The sequence below is a fragment of the Pseudorhodoferax sp. Leaf267 genome (assembly GCF_001422405.1).
GTDB lineage: Bacteria > Pseudomonadota > Gammaproteobacteria > Burkholderiales > Burkholderiaceae_C > Pseudorhodoferax.
Genome location: NZ_LMMV01000002.1, coordinates 23,737 through 39,007 on the forward strand (window position 1 = coordinate 23,737; position 15,271 = coordinate 39,007).

15 protein-coding genes and 1 pseudogene are annotated in these 15,271 nt (G+C 68.4%); 10 read left to right on the forward strand and 6 right to left on the reverse strand.

The features are described from left to right. The first annotated feature begins 70 nt into the window (after positions 1-70). Positions 71-1,042 carry a 4-hydroxythreonine-4-phosphate dehydrogenase PdxA gene (locus ASF43_RS06885; protein WP_056178226.1) on the forward strand — a complete coding sequence of 324 codons (972 nt, stop codon included), beginning with the start codon at positions 71-73 and terminating at the stop codon, positions 1,040-1,042. Between the two features lie 133 nt (positions 1,043-1,175). Then, positions 1,176-2,318, forward strand: a pseudogene (locus ASF43_RS06890) (MFS transporter). A gap of 12 nt (positions 2,319-2,330) precedes the next feature. Here the strand turns inward: ASF43_RS06890 and ASF43_RS06895 are convergent. Both ASF43_RS06895 and radC read right to left on the reverse strand, forming a co-directional pair. Then, positions 2,331-2,966: a Smr/MutS family protein gene (locus ASF43_RS06895; RefSeq protein ID WP_056178228.1), complete on the reverse strand. Its 636-nt coding sequence runs from the start codon at positions 2,964-2,966 to the stop codon at positions 2,331-2,333. Continuing rightward, positions 2,963-3,649: a DNA repair protein RadC gene (gene radC, locus ASF43_RS06900; protein WP_056178230.1), complete on the reverse strand. Its 687-nt coding sequence runs from the start codon at positions 3,647-3,649 to the stop codon at positions 2,963-2,965. The genes ASF43_RS06895 and radC overlap by 4 nt, the downstream gene beginning before the upstream one ends. 57 nt (positions 3,650-3,706) lie before the next feature. On the opposite strand from radC, the gene ASF43_RS06905 reads away from it, so the two are divergent. Beyond that, positions 3,707-4,168, forward strand: a complete 462-nt coding sequence (locus ASF43_RS06905; RefSeq protein ID WP_056178232.1) for a peptidylprolyl isomerase — start codon at positions 3,707-3,709, stop codon at positions 4,166-4,168. Between the two features lies 1 nt (position 4,169). Further along, the gene (ispH, locus tag ASF43_RS06910) at positions 4,170-5,120 is read left to right on the forward strand and encodes a 4-hydroxy-3-methylbut-2-enyl diphosphate reductase (RefSeq protein ID WP_056178234.1); all 951 of its coding nucleotides are present in this window, start codon (positions 4,170-4,172) and stop codon (positions 5,118-5,120) included. Positions 5,121-5,177: 57 nt separating this feature from the next. Here the strand turns inward: ispH and ASF43_RS06915 are convergent, their stop codons facing one another. From ASF43_RS06915 to ASF43_RS06925, 3 genes are all read right to left on the reverse strand, one after another. Next, positions 5,178-6,812 carry a PhoH family protein gene (locus ASF43_RS06915; RefSeq protein ID WP_369803244.1) on the reverse strand — a complete coding sequence of 545 codons (1,635 nt, stop codon included), beginning with the start codon at positions 6,810-6,812 and terminating at the stop codon, positions 5,178-5,180. A gap of 260 nt (positions 6,813-7,072) precedes the next feature. Further along, a complete protein-coding gene (locus tag ASF43_RS06920) occupies positions 7,073-7,549 on the reverse strand; it encodes a peroxiredoxin (RefSeq protein ID WP_056178239.1) in 477 nt (158 codons plus the stop codon). Positions 7,550-7,615: 66 nt separating this feature from the next. Continuing rightward, positions 7,616-8,035 (reverse strand): Mth938-like domain-containing protein, encoded by a 420-nt coding sequence (locus tag ASF43_RS06925; RefSeq protein WP_056178241.1) that lies wholly within the window; start codon positions 8,033-8,035, stop codon positions 7,616-7,618. Between the two features lie 126 nt (positions 8,036-8,161). Here ASF43_RS06925 and ASF43_RS06930 point away from each other — a divergent pair, with 126 nt between their 5' ends. The 6 genes from ASF43_RS06930 to moaD all read left to right on the forward strand — a co-directional run bounded on the left by ASF43_RS06930 (position 8,162) and on the right by moaD (position 14,254). Next, positions 8,162-9,430, forward strand: coding sequence for a pyridoxal phosphate-dependent aminotransferase (locus ASF43_RS06930; RefSeq protein WP_056178243.1), 1,269 nt, complete (start codon positions 8,162-8,164; stop codon positions 9,428-9,430). After that, a complete protein-coding gene (locus tag ASF43_RS06935) occupies positions 9,427-10,749 on the forward strand; it encodes a homoserine dehydrogenase (RefSeq protein ID WP_056178245.1) in 1,323 nt (440 codons plus the stop codon). The genes ASF43_RS06930 and ASF43_RS06935 overlap by 4 nt, the downstream gene beginning before the upstream one ends. An 80-nt stretch (positions 10,750-10,829) precedes the next feature. Next, positions 10,830-12,245, forward strand: a complete 1,416-nt coding sequence (thrC, locus tag ASF43_RS06940) for a threonine synthase (protein ID WP_056178247.1) — start codon at positions 10,830-10,832, stop codon at positions 12,243-12,245. Positions 12,246-12,252: 7 nt separating this feature from the next. Further along, a complete protein-coding gene (gene mobB, locus ASF43_RS06945) occupies positions 12,253-12,774 on the forward strand; it encodes a molybdopterin-guanine dinucleotide biosynthesis protein B (RefSeq protein WP_056178249.1) in 522 nt (173 codons plus the stop codon). After that, positions 12,771-14,006, forward strand: a complete 1,236-nt coding sequence (gene glp, locus ASF43_RS06950; RefSeq protein WP_056178251.1) for a gephyrin-like molybdotransferase Glp — start codon at positions 12,771-12,773, stop codon at positions 14,004-14,006. Before mobB ends, glp begins: the two co-directional genes overlap by 4 nt. Next, entirely contained in the window at positions 14,003-14,254 is a 252-nt protein-coding gene (gene moaD, locus ASF43_RS06955; RefSeq protein ID WP_056178252.1) for a molybdopterin converting factor subunit 1, read from the forward strand. The genes glp and moaD overlap by 4 nt, the downstream gene beginning before the upstream one ends. On the opposite strand, the gene ASF43_RS06960 is transcribed toward moaD, so the two are convergent. Then, on the reverse strand, positions 14,241-15,131 hold the full coding sequence (locus ASF43_RS06960) for a 4-hydroxy-tetrahydrodipicolinate synthase (protein WP_200932464.1): 891 nt from the start codon (positions 15,129-15,131) through the stop codon (positions 14,241-14,243). The genes moaD and ASF43_RS06960 overlap by 14 nt on opposite strands. Between the last annotated feature and the right edge of the window lie 140 nt (positions 15,132-15,271).

The following is a 15,271-nucleotide window of genomic DNA, read 5'->3' on the forward strand; positions in this document are numbered from 1 at the left end:
GGCTGCTCGATCCTTGGGTGGCGAGCCTGTTTTTGAAACTGCGCATGCTGCGCTTTGCACGGAGAACCGAATGAATCTTCCACAACGCCCCCGCATCGCCGTGCTGCTCGGCGACCCCAGTGGCGTCGGCCCCGAGATGGCCGTCAAGCTGCTCGCGCGCGAGCGCAACCTGGCCGCGGCCGACATCCTGCTGATCGCCGACGCGCATGCGCTGGCCTCGGGCCAGGCGATTGCCGGCGCGCAGGTGGACCTGCAGCGCCTGCGCCTGCAGCCGTGCAATGCGCTGGCCGGCGCGCCGGAGCTGGGCAGCTCGAACGAAGCCTCGGGCCTGGCCAGCATGCGCGCGCTGGACGCGGCCATCGACGCCGTGCGCGCCGGCCAGGCCGACGCCATCCTGTTCGCGCCGCTGAACAAGCATTCGCTGCGCCTGGGCGGGCTCACGCAGGAGGACGAACTGCGCCACCTGCAGGAGCGCTTCGGCGTGACCGGCTTCACGAGCGAGTTCAACCTGACAGGCGCCCTGTGGACCTCGCGCGTGACTTCGCACATCCCGCTCAAGGACGTGGCGGCCCACATCACGGGCGAGGGCGTGTGCAGCGCCGTCAAGCTCATCGATGCGGCGTTGCGCGCCAGTGGCGTGGCCAGGCCGCGCATCGCGGTGTCGGGCCTGAACCCGCATGCCGGCGACGGTGGCTCCATCGGCATGGAGGAGATCGAGGTCATCGCGCCCGCCGTGCAGCGGCTGCAGGCCGAGGGGCTGGACGCGCGCGGCCCGTTCTCGCCCGACACGGTGTTCATCGGCGCGCGCCGTGGCGATGTGGACGCCGTGGTCTCCATGTACCACGACCAGGGCCAGATCGCGATGAAGCTGATGGGCTTCGAAAGGGGTGTGACCTTGCATGGCGGCCTGCCCGTGCCGGTGGCCACGTCTGCCAGCGGCAGCGCCTTCGACATCGCGGGCCGCGGCATCGCGCAGATCGAGGGCTTGCAGGAGGCTTTCGACCTGTGTGTGCGTATGGCCGGGAGCATGCGTACCGCCTGAGTCGCATCGCAGGAGGCCCGCGTCGCGCAAGCCGCAGGTGCGGCGCGAGGGTGCCGCTACAGTCGGCGCCCATGGAAGAACACCGATGACCGGCCCCTGGATGACCCTGGCCATCACGCTGGCCGTGCAGGCCATGGTGTCGATGGCGCTGCTGACCTTGCCGGTCATGGCGCCCGTGGTGGGGCCGGCTCTGGGCGTATCGGCCGCGTTGGTCGGCGTCTACGTCGCCATCGTGTATGCCGGCGCCATGGTGGCCAGCCTGGGCGCCGGTGCGGTCGTCGGGCGCTTCGGCGCCATCCGCGTCAGCCAGGCCGGGCTGGTGGTGTGTGCCGCCGGGCTGGCCTTGTGCGCCGTGCCGCATGTGGCGCCGGTGGCGTTGGGCGCATTCCTGATCGGCCTGGGTTACGGGCCGATCACGCCGGCCAGCTCGCACCTGCTGAGCCGCAGCACGCCGGCCCATCGCATGTCGCTGGTGTTCTCGATCAAGCAGACCGGTGTGCCGCTCGGTGGTGTGCTGGCCGGCGCGCTGGTGCCCACCCTGATGCTGTTGGCCACCTAGCAGGGCGCGCTGCTGGTGTCGGCCGCGGCCAACCTGCTGTGCGCCGTGGTCGCCCAGCCGCTGCGCGCCCAGCTCGATGCCGACCGCAAGAGCGGCATGCCGCTGGCGCTTGGGAACCTGGCGCACCCGATCCGGCTGGTGCTGGGGCATCCGGCGCTGAAGATGCTGGCCGCCTGCTCCTTCGTGTTCTCGATCGCGCAGCTGTCGCTGACGACCTACCTCGTCACCTACCTGACCGAGTCGCTGGCCTACGGCCTGGTCGCTGCCGGGCTGGCGCTGTCGATCGCGCAGTTCGGTGGCGTGGCCGGCCGCATCCTGTGGGGCTGGGTGGCCGACCGCGGCCTGGGCGCGCGGCGCATGCTGGCCCTGCTGGCCGCGCTCATGGCCTTGAGCAGCGTGGCCACGGCGGTGCTGATGCCCAGCCTGCCAGGCGTCGTGGTGCTGGCCGTGCTGGTGGTGTTCGGCGCCTCGGCCGTGGGCTGGAATGGTGTGTACTTGGCCGAGGTCGCGCGCCAGGCGCCCAGGGGCCTGGCCAGCGTGGCGACCGGTGGCACGCTGGCCTTCACCTTTTTCGGTGTGGTGCTGGGGCCGCCGGTGTTCGGCGCGATCTCCAGCCTGTTCCAGAGCTACCGGGCCGGCTATGTGGCCTTGGCCGTGCCCACCGTGCTGTGCTGCGTGGCGCTGTGGCGCGCGCGCATGGCGCCACCTGGGCCGTGAGGGCCTGGCGCCTCAGGTCGCCATCAGCAGCACCACCAGCGCCCCGGCGCCGCCTTCGTCCGCGCGGGCCTGCACGAAGGCCATCACCTCGTTCTTCTGGATCAGCCAGGCCTGGACCTTGGACTTCAGCACGGGCACGCGACCCGGTGAGCCCAGGCCCTTTCCATGCACCACGCGCAGGCAGCGCAGGCCGCGCCGGTGCGCGTCGCGGATGAAGGCCGACAGGGCCTCGCGCGCGTCTTCGCGGCGCAGGCCGTGCAGGTCGATCTCGCGCTGGATGCTCCACTCGCCCTTGCGGAGCCGACGCGTCACGTCGGCGCCGATGCCGGCGCGCCGGTAGCTCATGGCGTCGTCGACGTCCAGCAGGGTGGTGACGTCGAACTCGTCGCTGAGGCTTTCGTGCAGCACGCGCTGCTCGTCCAGCTGCTGCTGCACAGGAATGGGTGGCGGCTGCTCGGCCCCGCTTGGCGCGCGCGCGCTCTGGCGCAAGGGCTGCACCACGCCTGCCGCGCGCGCAAACAGGTTGCGTTCGGCGTCGGCGCGGCGTTGAGCCTCCAGCAGCCGGGCTTCGCGCAGGGCTGCCTGCTGCCGGCGCTCTGCCAGGTGCTGGCGGATGCCCTGCAGGTCCTGCAGCGAGCCGGCCCTCACATCAGACCCCGTTCCGCGAACGACAGGGCCTGGCCCGGCGCCACGACCACGTGGTCCAGCACCCGCACGTCGATCAGCCCCAGCGCAGCCTTCAGGTTGTGCGTGAGCGCCTCGTCGGCGCGCGAAGGCTCCACGCTCCCGCTGGGATGGTTGTGCGCCAGCACCACGGCCGCGGCCTGGTGGTGCAGCGCGCGCACCGCCACCTCGCGTGGGTAGACGCTGGTCTGCGTCAGCGTGCCGCGAAACATTTCTTCGAGCGCCAGCAGGCGGTGTTGCGAGTCCAGGAAGAGCACGGCGAATACCTCATGGTGGCGCGCTGCCAGATGCAGCTGCACATAGTGCTTCACGTCATTCGGCGATTGCAGCACGGCGCGTTCGCGCAACTGCTCGGCCAGTGCGCGGCGCGCCAGCTCCAGCACCGCCACGAGCTCGGCACGCTTGGCCGGGCCCAGGCCCTTGATGCGCGCCAGGTCGGCCGCCGTCGCATGCAGCAGGCCGGCGACACCGCCGAAGCCCAGCGGCGGCGGCGCCAGCAGCTCACTGGCCATCTGCAGCACGTTCTTGCCCATGATGCCGGTGCGCAGCAGCAGGGCCAGCAACTCGGCGTCGGCCAGCGCCTGCGGCCCGCGCGCCAGCAGCTTTTCGCGCGGCTGCGCATCGGCGGGAAGGTCTTTCAGAACCATGGGGCGGGTCCAGCAGGCCGGGTTTCTACAATGTCGGCCAGTTTATCGAGACTCCCCATGACCCCCCTTTCCCCTGCCGAGCCTGTGGTGCGCGCCGGCTCCTTCCTGACGCTGCACTACCGCCTGGCCGGCCCGGGCGGCGACATCATCAACACCTTCGGCGGCAAGCCGGCCACGCTGTCGCTGGGCGCGGGCGAGTTGTCGCCGGCCGTGGAGGACAAGCTGATGGGCCTGGCCGAGGGCACGCACACCAGCTTCGAGCTGCCGGCCGGCGTCGCCTTCGGCGAGCGCAATCCCGAGATGCAGCAGTGGGTCGCGCGTGCGCTGCTGGCCAGGCTGGGCGACCCGGACGAGCAGTACAAGCCCGGCGATGTGGTGCAGTTCCCCACGCCGGACGGCGCGGGCACTTACGCCGGCGCCGTGATCGAGTGCAAGGAGACGGCCGTGCGCTTCGACTTCAACCACCCGCTGGCGGGCCAGCCCGTGACCTTCGAGGTCCGGCTGATCGGTGTGCTCTGACATGGCAGGGCCCGACACCGTGAACGACATCATCCTGGCCGAGCCGCGTGGCTTTTGCGCCGGTGTGGACCGCGCGATCGAGATCGTCGACCGCGCGCTGGCCAAGTTCGGTGCGCCGATCTACGTGCGCCATGAAATCGTGCACAACACCTATGTGGTCAACGACCTGAAGTCGCGCGGCGCGATCTTCATCGAAGACCTGGACGAGGTGCCGCCCGGCGCCACGCTGGTCTTCTCGGCCCACGGTGTCAGCAAGGAAGTGCAGCGCGAGGCCGAGCGCCGCGGCTTTCGCATCTTCGACGCGACCTGCCCGCTGGTGACCAAGGTGCATGTCGAGGTCGCCAAGCTGCACAAGGAAGGCTACGAGTTCATCATGATCGGCCACAAGGGCCACCCCGAGGTCGAGGGCACCATGGGCCAGCTCGACAGCGGCATCCACCTGGTCGAGGACGTGGAGGATGTGGCCAAGGTGCAGCCAGGCCAGACCGAGCGCCTGGCCGTGGTCACGCAGACCACGCTGTCGGTGGACGACGCGGCCGAGATCGCTGCGGCCGTGAAGGCGCGCTTTCCGCTGGTGCGCGAGCCCAAGCAGCAGGACATCTGCTATGCCACGCAGAACCGGCAGGACGCGGTCAAGGTGCTGAGCCCGCAGGTCGACATCCTGATCGTGGTCGGCAGCCCGACCAGTTCCAACAGCAACCGCCTGCGTGAGTTGGCACGCAAGCTGGGCACCGAGAGCTACATGGTCGACAGCGCCGAAGAACTGCGGGCCGAGTGGTTCGAAGGTAAGCCCCGCGTGGGCCTGACGGCCGGTGCATCGGCACCCGACGTGCTGGTGCAGCAGGTGATCGAACGCCTGCGCGCGCTGGGCGCGCAGGCCGTGCGCAAGATGGAGGGCATCCAGGAAACGGTGAAGTTCCCATTGCCCAAGGGGCTCAGGCTCGACGCCTGAAAACAAGCGCCCCTGCACGCGGCGCGTGCAGGGGCGTTGGGATGCAAGGTGCGGCGTTTAAAGCACTTCGCTCGCGAAGTCTGCCAGGCGCGAACGTTCACCGCGCGCCAGCATGATGTGGCCGCTGTGCGGCCAGCCCTTGAACTTGTCGACCGCGAAGGTCAGGCCCGAGGAGCCTTCGGTCAGGTAGGGCGTGTCGATCTGCTGCAGGTTGCCCATGCAGACGATCTTGGTGCCCGGGCCGGCGCGCGTGATCAGGGTCTTCATCTGCTTGGGCGTCAGGTTCTGCGCCTCGTCGATGATCACGTACTTGTTCAGGAACGTGCGGCCGCGCATGAAGTTCATGCTCTTGATCTTGATGCGCGAGCGGATCAGCTCGTTGGTGGCCGCGCGGCCCCATTCGCCGGCGCTGGTCTCGGTCTTGGCCAGCACTTCGAGGTTGTCGTCCAGCGCGCCCATCCAGGGGCCCATCTTCTCTTCCTCGGTGCCGGGCAGAAAGCCGATGTCCTCGCCCACGCTGACGGTGGCGCGGGTCATGATGATCTCGGTGTAGCGGCGGTCGTCCAGCACCTGCGTGAGGCCCGAGGCCAGGGCCATCAGCGTCTTGCCGGTGCCGGCGTTGCCGGTCAGCGTGACGAAGTCGACCTCAGGGTCGAGCAGCAGGTTCATCGCGAAGTTCTGTTCGCGGTTGCGCGTGGTCACGCCCCACACGGCGTGCTTCAGGTGGTTGTAGTCCTTCAGCGTCTTGAGCACCGCCGTTTTGGCGCGGATCTCGGTCACGCGTGCGTACAGGCTGGGCTCGCCGGGCGCTTCGAAGTACACGAACTGGTTGATCATCAGGCTGGGCACGATAGGCCCGGCGATGCGGTAGAAGGTGTGCAGGCCTTGCTGCCAGCTTTCCACGGTCTTGCCGTGCTTGGCCCAGAAGTCGGGCGGCAGCGCCAGCGCGCCGGAGTACAGGAACTCGCCGTCTTCCAGCGCCTTGTCGCTCTCGTAGTCCTCGGCAGCCAGGCCCAGCGCGCGCGCCTTGACGCGCATGTTGATGTCCTTGGACACCAGCACCACTTCGCGCGGCGCATGTTCGCGCCGCAGCGCCTCGACCACGCCCAGGATCTGGTTATCGGCCTTGCCCTGTGGCAGGCTGGCCGGCAGCGACTCGTTCAGCGCCTGCGTCTGGAAGAACAGCTTGCCACCGGCTTCCTGGTGGCCCGTGGTGTCGAGCTTCAGGCCGACCGCGATGTCGGCCTTGGGCGAGCCGGCCAGGCCGTCCAGCGTGCGGCTGGACTGGCGCGCGTTGCGCGCGACTTCGCTCATGCCCTTCTTGTTGCTGTCGAGCTCCTCGAGCACGATCATGGGCAGGTAGATGTCGTGTTCCTCGAAGCGGAACAGGCACATCGGATCGTGCATCAGCACGTTGGTGTCCAGCACGAAGAGTTTGGTCGGCCCGTCCGATTTGGCGCTCTTGCGTTTGCCATTGGTGACGGGCGCCGTCAGCAGGGCTGCGTCACGCGCCGGTGCGCGGCGGCCGCGCGGGGCCGGCGATTGCACCGGCTCGCGCACCATCGGTGCGTCGTCCAGCGCTTGGGTGGCAAGCACCGGCACCGCGATGTCGTCGACCACGGCCTGCTCGGCCTCGCTTGCCACCTGGGGAATGCCCTGGGGCGCAGGCTCGGCATACCGGGCGCGGGCCACGCGGGCGGGTTTGGAACTGGCTCTGGCGGGCGCGTCGTACGCGTCGGGGGACAGGGTGGCAGCGCGCTTCGCGGGAGGTGGGGGCAGAGGCATAGGTCTTCGTGGTTCCTGATGACGAGATCGAAGGGACAGGCAGAAAACAAAAAAGCCGCCCGGTCGCCAGGGCGGCTTTAGTGGGGATGCGCTTGGGTACTTCCAACAGGCATGAGCCCATTATGCATGAGCCATGCAGGCCCAAAAATGCGCCGTCGCCAGCGCTTTCAGACGGGCTTTTTCAGTGCCTTGACAGCCAACAACACCTCGTCGACATGGCCTGGCACCTTCAGCCCGCGCCACTCGGCCTGCAAGGTGCCGTCAGCGCCGATCAGGAAGGTGCTGCGCTCGATGCCCTTGACCTTCTTGCCGTACATGATCTTGTTCTTGACCACGCCGAACATGTGGCACATCTTCTCTTCGGTGTCCGCGATGAGCTCGAAGGGGAGCTCAAGCTTGGTCTTGAACTCGTCGTGCGACTTCATGTTGTCGCGCGACACGCCGAACACGGCGGCACCGGCTTTCACGAAATCCTTGTACTTGTCCCGAAACTGCATGGCTTCGGTGGTACAACCGGGCGTGTTGTCCTTGGGGTAGAAATACAGCACCAGGACTTGGCCCAGATGCGATGTGTTGGAGACCTTCACGCCGCCCGTGGCGTTCGCTTCGAATTCCGGAATGGGTTTGTTGACAACGATCGCCATATGTTTGAGTCTCGGTCGTAAAGTGCGCGTTGGCCACGGCGGCGGCCCATGCGACAACCTTCGATTTTACCCTGAAAACGAGTCGTTTCGACGGCTCCCGCTCGGGCTTGAGTCTGCGGGCTCCAGTAACAGGGCCACGATCACGTCACGACCTTCCTGCGCCAGGATGTTGTAGGTGCGGCAGGCGGCGGCCGTGTCCATGGTCTCCACACCGATACGCTTGGCGATCAGCGGGCGCAACCAGGCCGGTTGCGGAAAGCGCAACTTCGCGCCGCTGCCGAAGATCACGACCTCGCTGCCCAACTCGGCCAGCTGCGCGAAATGCTCGGCGTTCAGATCTTCGAAGCGCTCGCAGGGCCAGGCGATGCGCTGGCCGCGCGAGCCGATCACCACGCTGTGCCCGATGCGGTCCGCCTGCACGCCGATCCAGCCCGGGCCATGGGCCGTGATGGTCTGGACGGTGGACTTGTCGGGCTGCAATTTCATGGGGATGGTTGGGGGTGCGGCAGGGCCAGGCTGGCCCGTGAACTGTGGTCAAATTATAGGTTTTCGCTCTCGCGGAGCCCTTGCGGCCCTGCTCGCGCGATGCCTTTCCAGCCTGCGGAGGAGCACATGAAAACCATCCACAAATCAGCCAAGCTCGCCAGCGTGTGCTACGACATCCGCGGCCCCATCATGGACGCTGCGCGCCAGATGGAAGAAGAAGGCCAGAAGATCATCAAGCTCAACATCGGCAACCTTGCGGTGTTCGGCTTCGACTCGCCCGAGGAGATCCAGCAGGACATGATCCGCAACCTGCCGAACTCGGCGGGTTACTCGGACAGCAAGGGCATCTTCGCGGCGCGCAAGGCCGTGATGCACGAAACCCAGAAGCAGAACATCAAAGGCGTGACGCTGGACGACATCTACCTGGGCAATGGCGCCAGTGAACTGATCGTGATGGCCACCAACGCACTGCTCGACGATGGCGACGAACTGTTGCTTCCATCGCCCGACTACCCGCTGTGGACCGCGGCCGTGAGCCTGTCCGGTGGCACGCCCGTGCACTACCGCTGCGACGAGGCGAATGGCTGGATGCCGGACATGGACGACCTCCGCGCCAAGATCACGCCGCGCACCAAGGGCATCGTCGTCATCAATCCCAACAACCCGACCGGCGCGCTGTACTCAGACGCGCTGCTGCAGTCCATCGTCGAACTCGCGCGCACGCACGGCCTGGTGCTGTTCGCCGACGAGGTCTACGACAAAGTGCTGTATGACGGTGTCAAGCACACGGCGATCGCCAGCATGTCCGACGACGTGCTTACGCTGACCTTCAACTCGCTGTCCAAGAGCTACCGCTCCTGCGGCTACCGCGCCGGCTGGCTCGTGGTGTCGGGCGACAAGAAGCCCGCGCGCGACTACATCGAGGGCCTGAACATGCTTTCGAACATGCGGCTGTGCGCCAACGTGCCCGGCCAGTGGGCGATCCAGACCGCGCTGGGCGGCTACCAGAGCATCAACGACCTGGTGGGCGAAGGGGGCCGTTTGCGCCGCCAGCGCGACCTGGCCTACGAGCTGATCACGGCCATTCCAGGCGTCAGCTGCGTCAAGCCCAGCGCAGCGCTGTACATGTTCCCCAGGCTCGACCCCAAGATGTACCCGATCGAGGACGACCAGGAATTCATTCTGGAGCTGCTGCAGGAAACCAAGGTCATGCTGGTGCAGGGCACGGGCTTCAACTGGCCGACCCCGGACCACTTCCGCATCGTGTTCCTGCCGCATGAGGACGACCTGCGGCTGGCCATCGGGCGCATCGCCACCTTCCTGGAGCACTACCGCAAGCGCGTGCGCTCCGCTCCTTCTTCTTCCTCATCCTCTTCGATCGCGGCACTCGCATGAAACCCATCCAAGTCGGCCTGCTCGGCATCGGCACCGTCGGCAGCGGCGTCTTCAACGTCCTGGCCCGTAACCAGCAAGAGATCCGCCGCCGCTCCGGGCGCGGCATCGCGATCACTGCCGTCGCGGACCTGGATGTCGCACGCGCCAAGACCATCGTCGGCGACCAGGTCCAGGTCGTCGCCGATGCGCGCCAGGTCATCGCCAACCCGGACATCGACATCGTCGTCGAGCTGATCGGCGGCTACGGCATCGCCAAGCAGCTCGTGCTGGAGGCGATTGCCGCCGGCAAGCACGTTGTCACGGCCAACAAGGCATTGCTGGCCGTGCATGGCACCGAGATCTTCGAGGCCGCGCACAAGCAGGGTGTGATGGTCGCGTTCGAGGCGGCCGTGGCCGGTGGCATCCCCATCATCAAGGCGCTGCGCGAGGGCCTTACGGCCAACAGCATCCAGTGGATCGCCGGCATCATCAACGGCACGACCAACTTCATCCTGTCGGAGATGCGCAGCAAGGGGCTGGACTTCGACGTGGTGCTCAAGGAGGCGCAACGCCTGGGCTATGCCGAGGCCGACCCGACCTTCGACATCGAAGGCGTGGACGCCGCGCACAAGGCCACCATCATGTCGGCCATCGCGTTCGGCATCCCCGTGCAGTTCGACAAGGCCTATGTCGAAGGCATCACCAAGCTGGCCGCGCAGGACATCCGCTACGCCGAGCAACTGGGCTACCGCATCAAGCTGCTGGGCATCACCAAGCGCACGCCTCAGGGCGTGGAGCTGCGCGTGCACCCCAGCCTGGTGCCGAGCAAGCGCCTGATCGCCAATGTCGAAGGCGCGATGAACGCCGTCGTCGTGCAGGGCGATGCCGTCGGCACCACGCTGTACTACGGCAAGGGTGCGGGCAGCGAGCCCACCGCCAGCGCCGTGATCGCCGACCTGGTCGACATCGCGCGCCTGCACACGGCCGATGCCGAGCACCGCGTGCCGCACCTGGCCTTCCAGCCCAACGAGATGAGCGACCTGAAGGTGCTGCCCATGGGCGAGGTCGTCACCAGCTACTACCTGCGCCTGCGCGTGGCCGACCAGGCCGGCGTGCTGGCCAAGGTCACGGGCCTGCTGGCCGAGGCCGACATCAGCATCGACGCCGTGCTGCAGCGCGAGGCCGACGAAGTAGGCGGCGAGGGCTCCACCCAGACCGACCTCATCATCCTGACGCACGACTGCCAGGAGGCCAAGATGAATGCCGCCATTGCCAGCATGCAGTCGCTGCCGACCGTGCTCGCGCCCATCACGCGCATCCGCAAGGAAGAGTTGGCCTGAAGTATGTCCAACCCCCACGTTCACTTCGTTCACTGCCCCCCAAGGGGGCGCTCATTGCCCTTCGGGCGGCCGGGCGCGCAATGAGATATCTCTCGACCCGCGGCCACGCAGACCGCAAGCAGTTCTGCGAGATCCTGCTCGAAGGCCTGGCGCCGGACGGCGGCCTGTACCTGCCCGAGCAGTACCCGCAAGTCGATACGGCCACGCTGGCGCGCTGGCGTCAGCTGCCGTACGCCGAACTGGCGTTCGAGATCCTGTCGCTCTACATCGACGACATCCCGGCCGCCGACCTCAAGGCGCTGTGTGCCAAGACCTACACGCGCGACGTGTTCGGCACCGATGCCATCGTGCCGCTGCGCCAACTCGAGGACGGCGTGTACCTCGAAGCCCTGTCCAACGGCCCCACGCTGGCCTTCAAGGACATGGCCATGCAACTGCTGGGCAACCTGTTCGAGTACGAGCTGGGCCGCCGCGGCGAAGAGCTCAACATCCTGGGCGCGACCAGTGGAGACACCGGCAGCGCGGCCGAGTACGCCATGCGCGGCAAGAAGGGCGTGCGCGTGTTCATGACCTCGCCGCATGGCCGCATGAGCCCGTTCCAGCAGGCGCAGATGTTCAGCCTGCTCGACGCCAACATCCACAACCTGGCTGTGGACGGCGTGTTCGACGACTGCCAGGACATCGTGAAGGCCGTCTCCAACGACCTGGACTTCAAGCGCAAGTACCGCATCGGCACGGTCAACTCGATCAACTGGGCGCGGCTGCTGGCGCAGGTGGTCTATTACTTTGCGGGCTACTTCCAGGCGACCCAGAAGGATGGCGACCCCGTCAGCTTCACCGTCCCCTCCGGCAACTTCGGCAACGTCTGCGCTGGCCACGTGGCGCGCATGATGGGCCTGCCGATCGCCAGGCTGGTGGTGGCCACGAACGAGAACGACGTGCTCGACGAGTTCTTCCGCACCGGCGTCTACCGCGTGCGCGGCAGCGCGGATACGCATGAGACCAGCAGCCCGTCGATGGACATCTCCAAGGCGTCCAACTTCGAGCGCTTCGTGTTCGACCTGCTGGGCCGCGACGGCCAGCGCACCGGGCAGCTGTTCGGCCAGCGCCTGGCCGAGAGCGGCAGTTTCGACCTGCACCTGGACCCGGCGTTCGCGGCCGCGGCCGAGCGCTTCGGCTTCGTGAGCGGCAAGAGCACGCACGCCGACCGGTTGGCGACCATTCAGGACACCTGGCAGCGCTTCGGCCAGATGATCGACACGCACACGGCCGATGGCCTGAAGGTGGCGCGCGAGCAGGTGCAGGCCGGCATCCCCATGGTCGTGCTAGAAACGGCCCTGCCCATCAAGTTCGCCGAGACCATCGTCGAAGCCCTGGGCCGCTCGCCCGAGCGCCCGGCCAGGTTCGAAGGCATCGAAGACCTGCCGCGCCGCGTCGAGCGCGTGGCGGCCGACGTGGACGTGGTCAAGGCCTACATCGCCACGCACTGCGACTGACCGGGTGATGCACGTCGTCGGCTTCGCCGGTTACTCGGGTGCCGGCAAGACCACGCTGATCGAACAACTGATCCCGGCGCTCAAGGCCCGGGGCCTGCGTGTCTCGGTCGTCAAGCACGCGCACCACGGGTTCGACATCGACCACCCGGGCAAGGACAGCTACAGGCACCGCGAGGCGGGCGCTTTCGAGGTCGTCGTGGCCTCCAGCCGCCGCCTGGCGCTGGTGCGCGAGTACGAAGCCGAGCAGGAGCCCAGCGTCGCCATGCTCATCGCCGAATTGCGCCGCGACGTGGACTGGGTGCTGGTCGAAGGCTTCAAGCACGACGACATTCCGCGCATCGAATTGCGCCGCGCCGGCGACCCGCGGCCCCCGCGCTACCCTGAAGACGCCCGCGTGCTCGCCGTGGCCACCGACGCGCCTGCCGAACTGCAGCCCCAGCCCCTGGGCGCGGTGCTGGATCTGAACGACGTGCCGGCGCTGGTGCGCTGGCTGCTCGACAATGCCGCGCTGTTCGAGAACACCCCATGACCGCTTCCACGCCCAAGTCCCTCGACGACGCCCTGGCCGAGCTGCTGGCCTATGCCGCGGCGCTGCCCGACGTCGACACCGTCTCCACCTTCGACGCCGACGGCCGCGTGCTGGCGGCCGACCTGCGCTCTGAGCTGCAGGTGCCGCCGCTGGACAACAGCGCCATGGACGGTTACGCCATGCGCTGCGCCGACGCGGCGGTGGACGGCGCCGTGCTGCCGGTCTCGCAGCGGATTGCGGCCGGCAGCACCGGCACGCCGCTGGCCTCGGGCACGGCGGCGCGCATCTTCACGGGTGCGCCCGTGCCCGATGGCGCCGACGCGGTCGTGATGCAGGAAGACTGCGAGTTGCTGGACGACGGCCGCATCCGCGTGCGCCGCGCGCCCACGCCGGGGCTGGCGATCCGTCGCGCCGGCGAGGACATCGCGCACGGCGCCGTGGTGCTGGCGCGCGGTACGCGCCTGTCGCCGGCCGCGCTGGGGCTGGCGGCCAGCATCGGCTCGGCCGAGCTGCCCGTGGCGCGCCGGCCGCGCGTGGCGCTGTTCTCGACCGGCGACGAGCTCGTGATGCCGGGCACCGTGGCGCCCGCGCAGATGCGGCCCGGTGCCATCTACAACTCCAACCGCTATTTCCTGCGCAGCCTGCTGCAGCGCCAGGGCTGCGAGGTGCAGGACTTGGGCGTGGTGCCGGACCAGCGCGAGGCGACCATCGCCGCGCTGCGCGAGGCCAGCGCCCGCAACGACGTGATCCTGACCAGCGGCGGCGTTTCGGTCGGCGAGGAAGACCACGTGAAGCCTGCGGTGCAGGCCCTCGGCCGGCTGGACCTGTGGCAGATCGCGATCAAGCCCGGCAAGCCGTTCGCCTATGGCAGCCTGGACGGCGGCCGCGGTGCCTGCCATTTCATCGGCCTGCCAGGCAACCCGGTGTCCAGCCTGGTCACGTTCATCGTGCTGGTGCGCCCCTTTTTGCTCAAGCTGCAGGGCGCATCGACCCTGCAGCCTCACGTGTTGAACCTGCCGGCCCATTTCGACTGGCCGCGCGCCGACCGTCGCCGCGAGTTCCTGCGCGCGCGGCGCAACGAGCGTGGCGGGTTGGACCTGTTCCCGAACCAGGGCTCGGGCGTGCTGACTTCCACCGTCTGGGGCGACGGCCTCGTCGACACCGGCCCGGGCCAGACCATCGCGCAGGGCGACACGGTGCGCTTCCTGCCGTTCGCCGAGCTGTTCGCATGAAGCTGCACGTGCGCTATTTCGCCTCCATCCGCGAGGGCCTGGGCCTGGGCGCGGAGCAGGTCGACACGCAGGCCGCCACCCTGGGCGCGCTGCGCGACGAGCTGCTGGCACGCGGTGGCGCCTACGCCGAGCACCTGGCCCGCGGCCGCGCCGTGCGCATGGCGCTGGACCAGGCCATGTGCGCGGAAACCGCTGCCCTGCGCGAGGGCGGCGAGGTCGCGTTCTTCCCGCCCGTCACGGGCGGCTGAAGCCTTCCTGCAGCGCGAGCAGACGCTGCAGCAACCCGTCCGAAGCCGGCGTCATCGGCGCGCGCAGACCGGGCCCGATGGCGCCCGCATGCGCCAGCAAGGCCTTGATGGGCCCCGGGTTCGGCTCGCTGAAGATGGCGCGGATCCACGGCTGCAGCGGCTGCCACAGCGCACGCGCCTCCTGCAGCCGGTCGTCGGCCAGCAAGGACATCACGTGCACGAAGCGCGCGGTGTGCAGGTGCGCGCTGGCGGCGATCGCGCCGGCGCCGCCCAGGGCCAGCGTGCCGAAGAGTTGCGCGTCCTCGCCGGCCAGCACGGCCAGGCGGCCATCGGCGATCAGCGCCTGGGTCTTGGCCGCGTCGCCGCCGCAGTCCTTCACGGCCCAGATGCGCGGGTGCTCGGCCAGGGCCAGCAGGGTCGGCAAATGCAGCTCCGCGCCGGTGCGGTAAGGGATGTCGTAGAGCATCACGGGCACCGGGCTCGCATCGGCCAGGGTGCGAAACCAGTCCAGCAGCCCGGCCTGCGCGGGCCGCACATAGCAGGGCGGCGCGATGAGCAGGCCGGCGATCTGCCGCTTGCCGGCCTCTGCCACGGCTGCCAGTGCGCGCGGCAGGTGGTAGCCGCCGATGCCCATGACCACGGGCAACCCGTCGGCTGCGGCCAGCACGGTATCCAGCACAGCCAATTGTTCGTCCGCGTCCAGCGCAGCGGCCTCGCCAGTGCTGCCGCAGGCCACGAAGCCGGCGATGCCGCAGGGCCTGAGCCCGCGCACCAGTGCCGCGAGCGCGGCATGGTCGACGGTGCCGTCCAGGAACGGCGTGATGAGAGGGATCCACAACCCCGTGAACGGGGCGGGCACATTCGATTGCAGACGCATGGCTTTCCTTGTCGAGAACACGACCGAAGGGTCACCGTCGACAGGATGTGCGCGAAACGAGAAGCGGGGGTGGGGCTGCCAGGTTTCCGTCGCGCATCCGACGACGGAACCGCAGCCCCGGTCAGACGAGCAGCGGTTTG

Bases quoted from the DNA above. Each gene is read 5' to 3' on its own strand.
- ASF43_RS06885 (WP_056178226.1), top strand. From the start codon at position 71: ATGAATCTTCCACAACGCCCCCGCATCGCCGTGCTGCTCGGCGACCCC.
- radC (WP_056178230.1), bottom strand. From the start codon at position 3,649: ATGGTTCTGAAAGACCTTCCCGCCGATGCGCAGCCGCGCGAAAAGCTG.
- ASF43_RS06905 (WP_056178232.1), top strand. From the start codon at position 3,707: ATGACCCCCCTTTCCCCTGCCGAGCCTGTGGTGCGCGCCGGCTCCTTC.
- ispH (WP_056178234.1), top strand. From the start codon at position 4,170: ATGGCAGGGCCCGACACCGTGAACGACATCATCCTGGCCGAGCCGCGT.
- ASF43_RS06920 (WP_056178239.1), bottom strand. From the start codon at position 7,549: ATGGCGATCGTTGTCAACAAACCCATTCCGGAATTCGAAGCGAACGCC.
- ASF43_RS06925 (WP_056178241.1), bottom strand. From the start codon at position 8,035: ATGAAATTGCAGCCCGACAAGTCCACCGTCCAGACCATCACGGCCCAT.
- ASF43_RS06930 (WP_056178243.1), top strand. From the start codon at position 8,162: ATGAAAACCATCCACAAATCAGCCAAGCTCGCCAGCGTGTGCTACGAC.
- ASF43_RS06935 (WP_056178245.1), top strand. From the start codon at position 9,427: ATGAAACCCATCCAAGTCGGCCTGCTCGGCATCGGCACCGTCGGCAGC.
- thrC (WP_056178247.1), top strand. From the start codon at position 10,830: ATGAGATATCTCTCGACCCGCGGCCACGCAGACCGCAAGCAGTTCTGC.
- mobB (WP_056178249.1), top strand. From the start codon at position 12,253: ATGCACGTCGTCGGCTTCGCCGGTTACTCGGGTGCCGGCAAGACCACG.
- glp (WP_056178251.1), top strand. From the start codon at position 12,771: ATGACCGCTTCCACGCCCAAGTCCCTCGACGACGCCCTGGCCGAGCTG.
- moaD (WP_056178252.1), top strand. From the start codon at position 14,003: ATGAAGCTGCACGTGCGCTATTTCGCCTCCATCCGCGAGGGCCTGGGC.
- ASF43_RS06960 (WP_200932464.1), bottom strand. From the start codon at position 15,131: ATGCGTCTGCAATCGAATGTGCCCGCCCCGTTCACGGGGTTGTGGATC.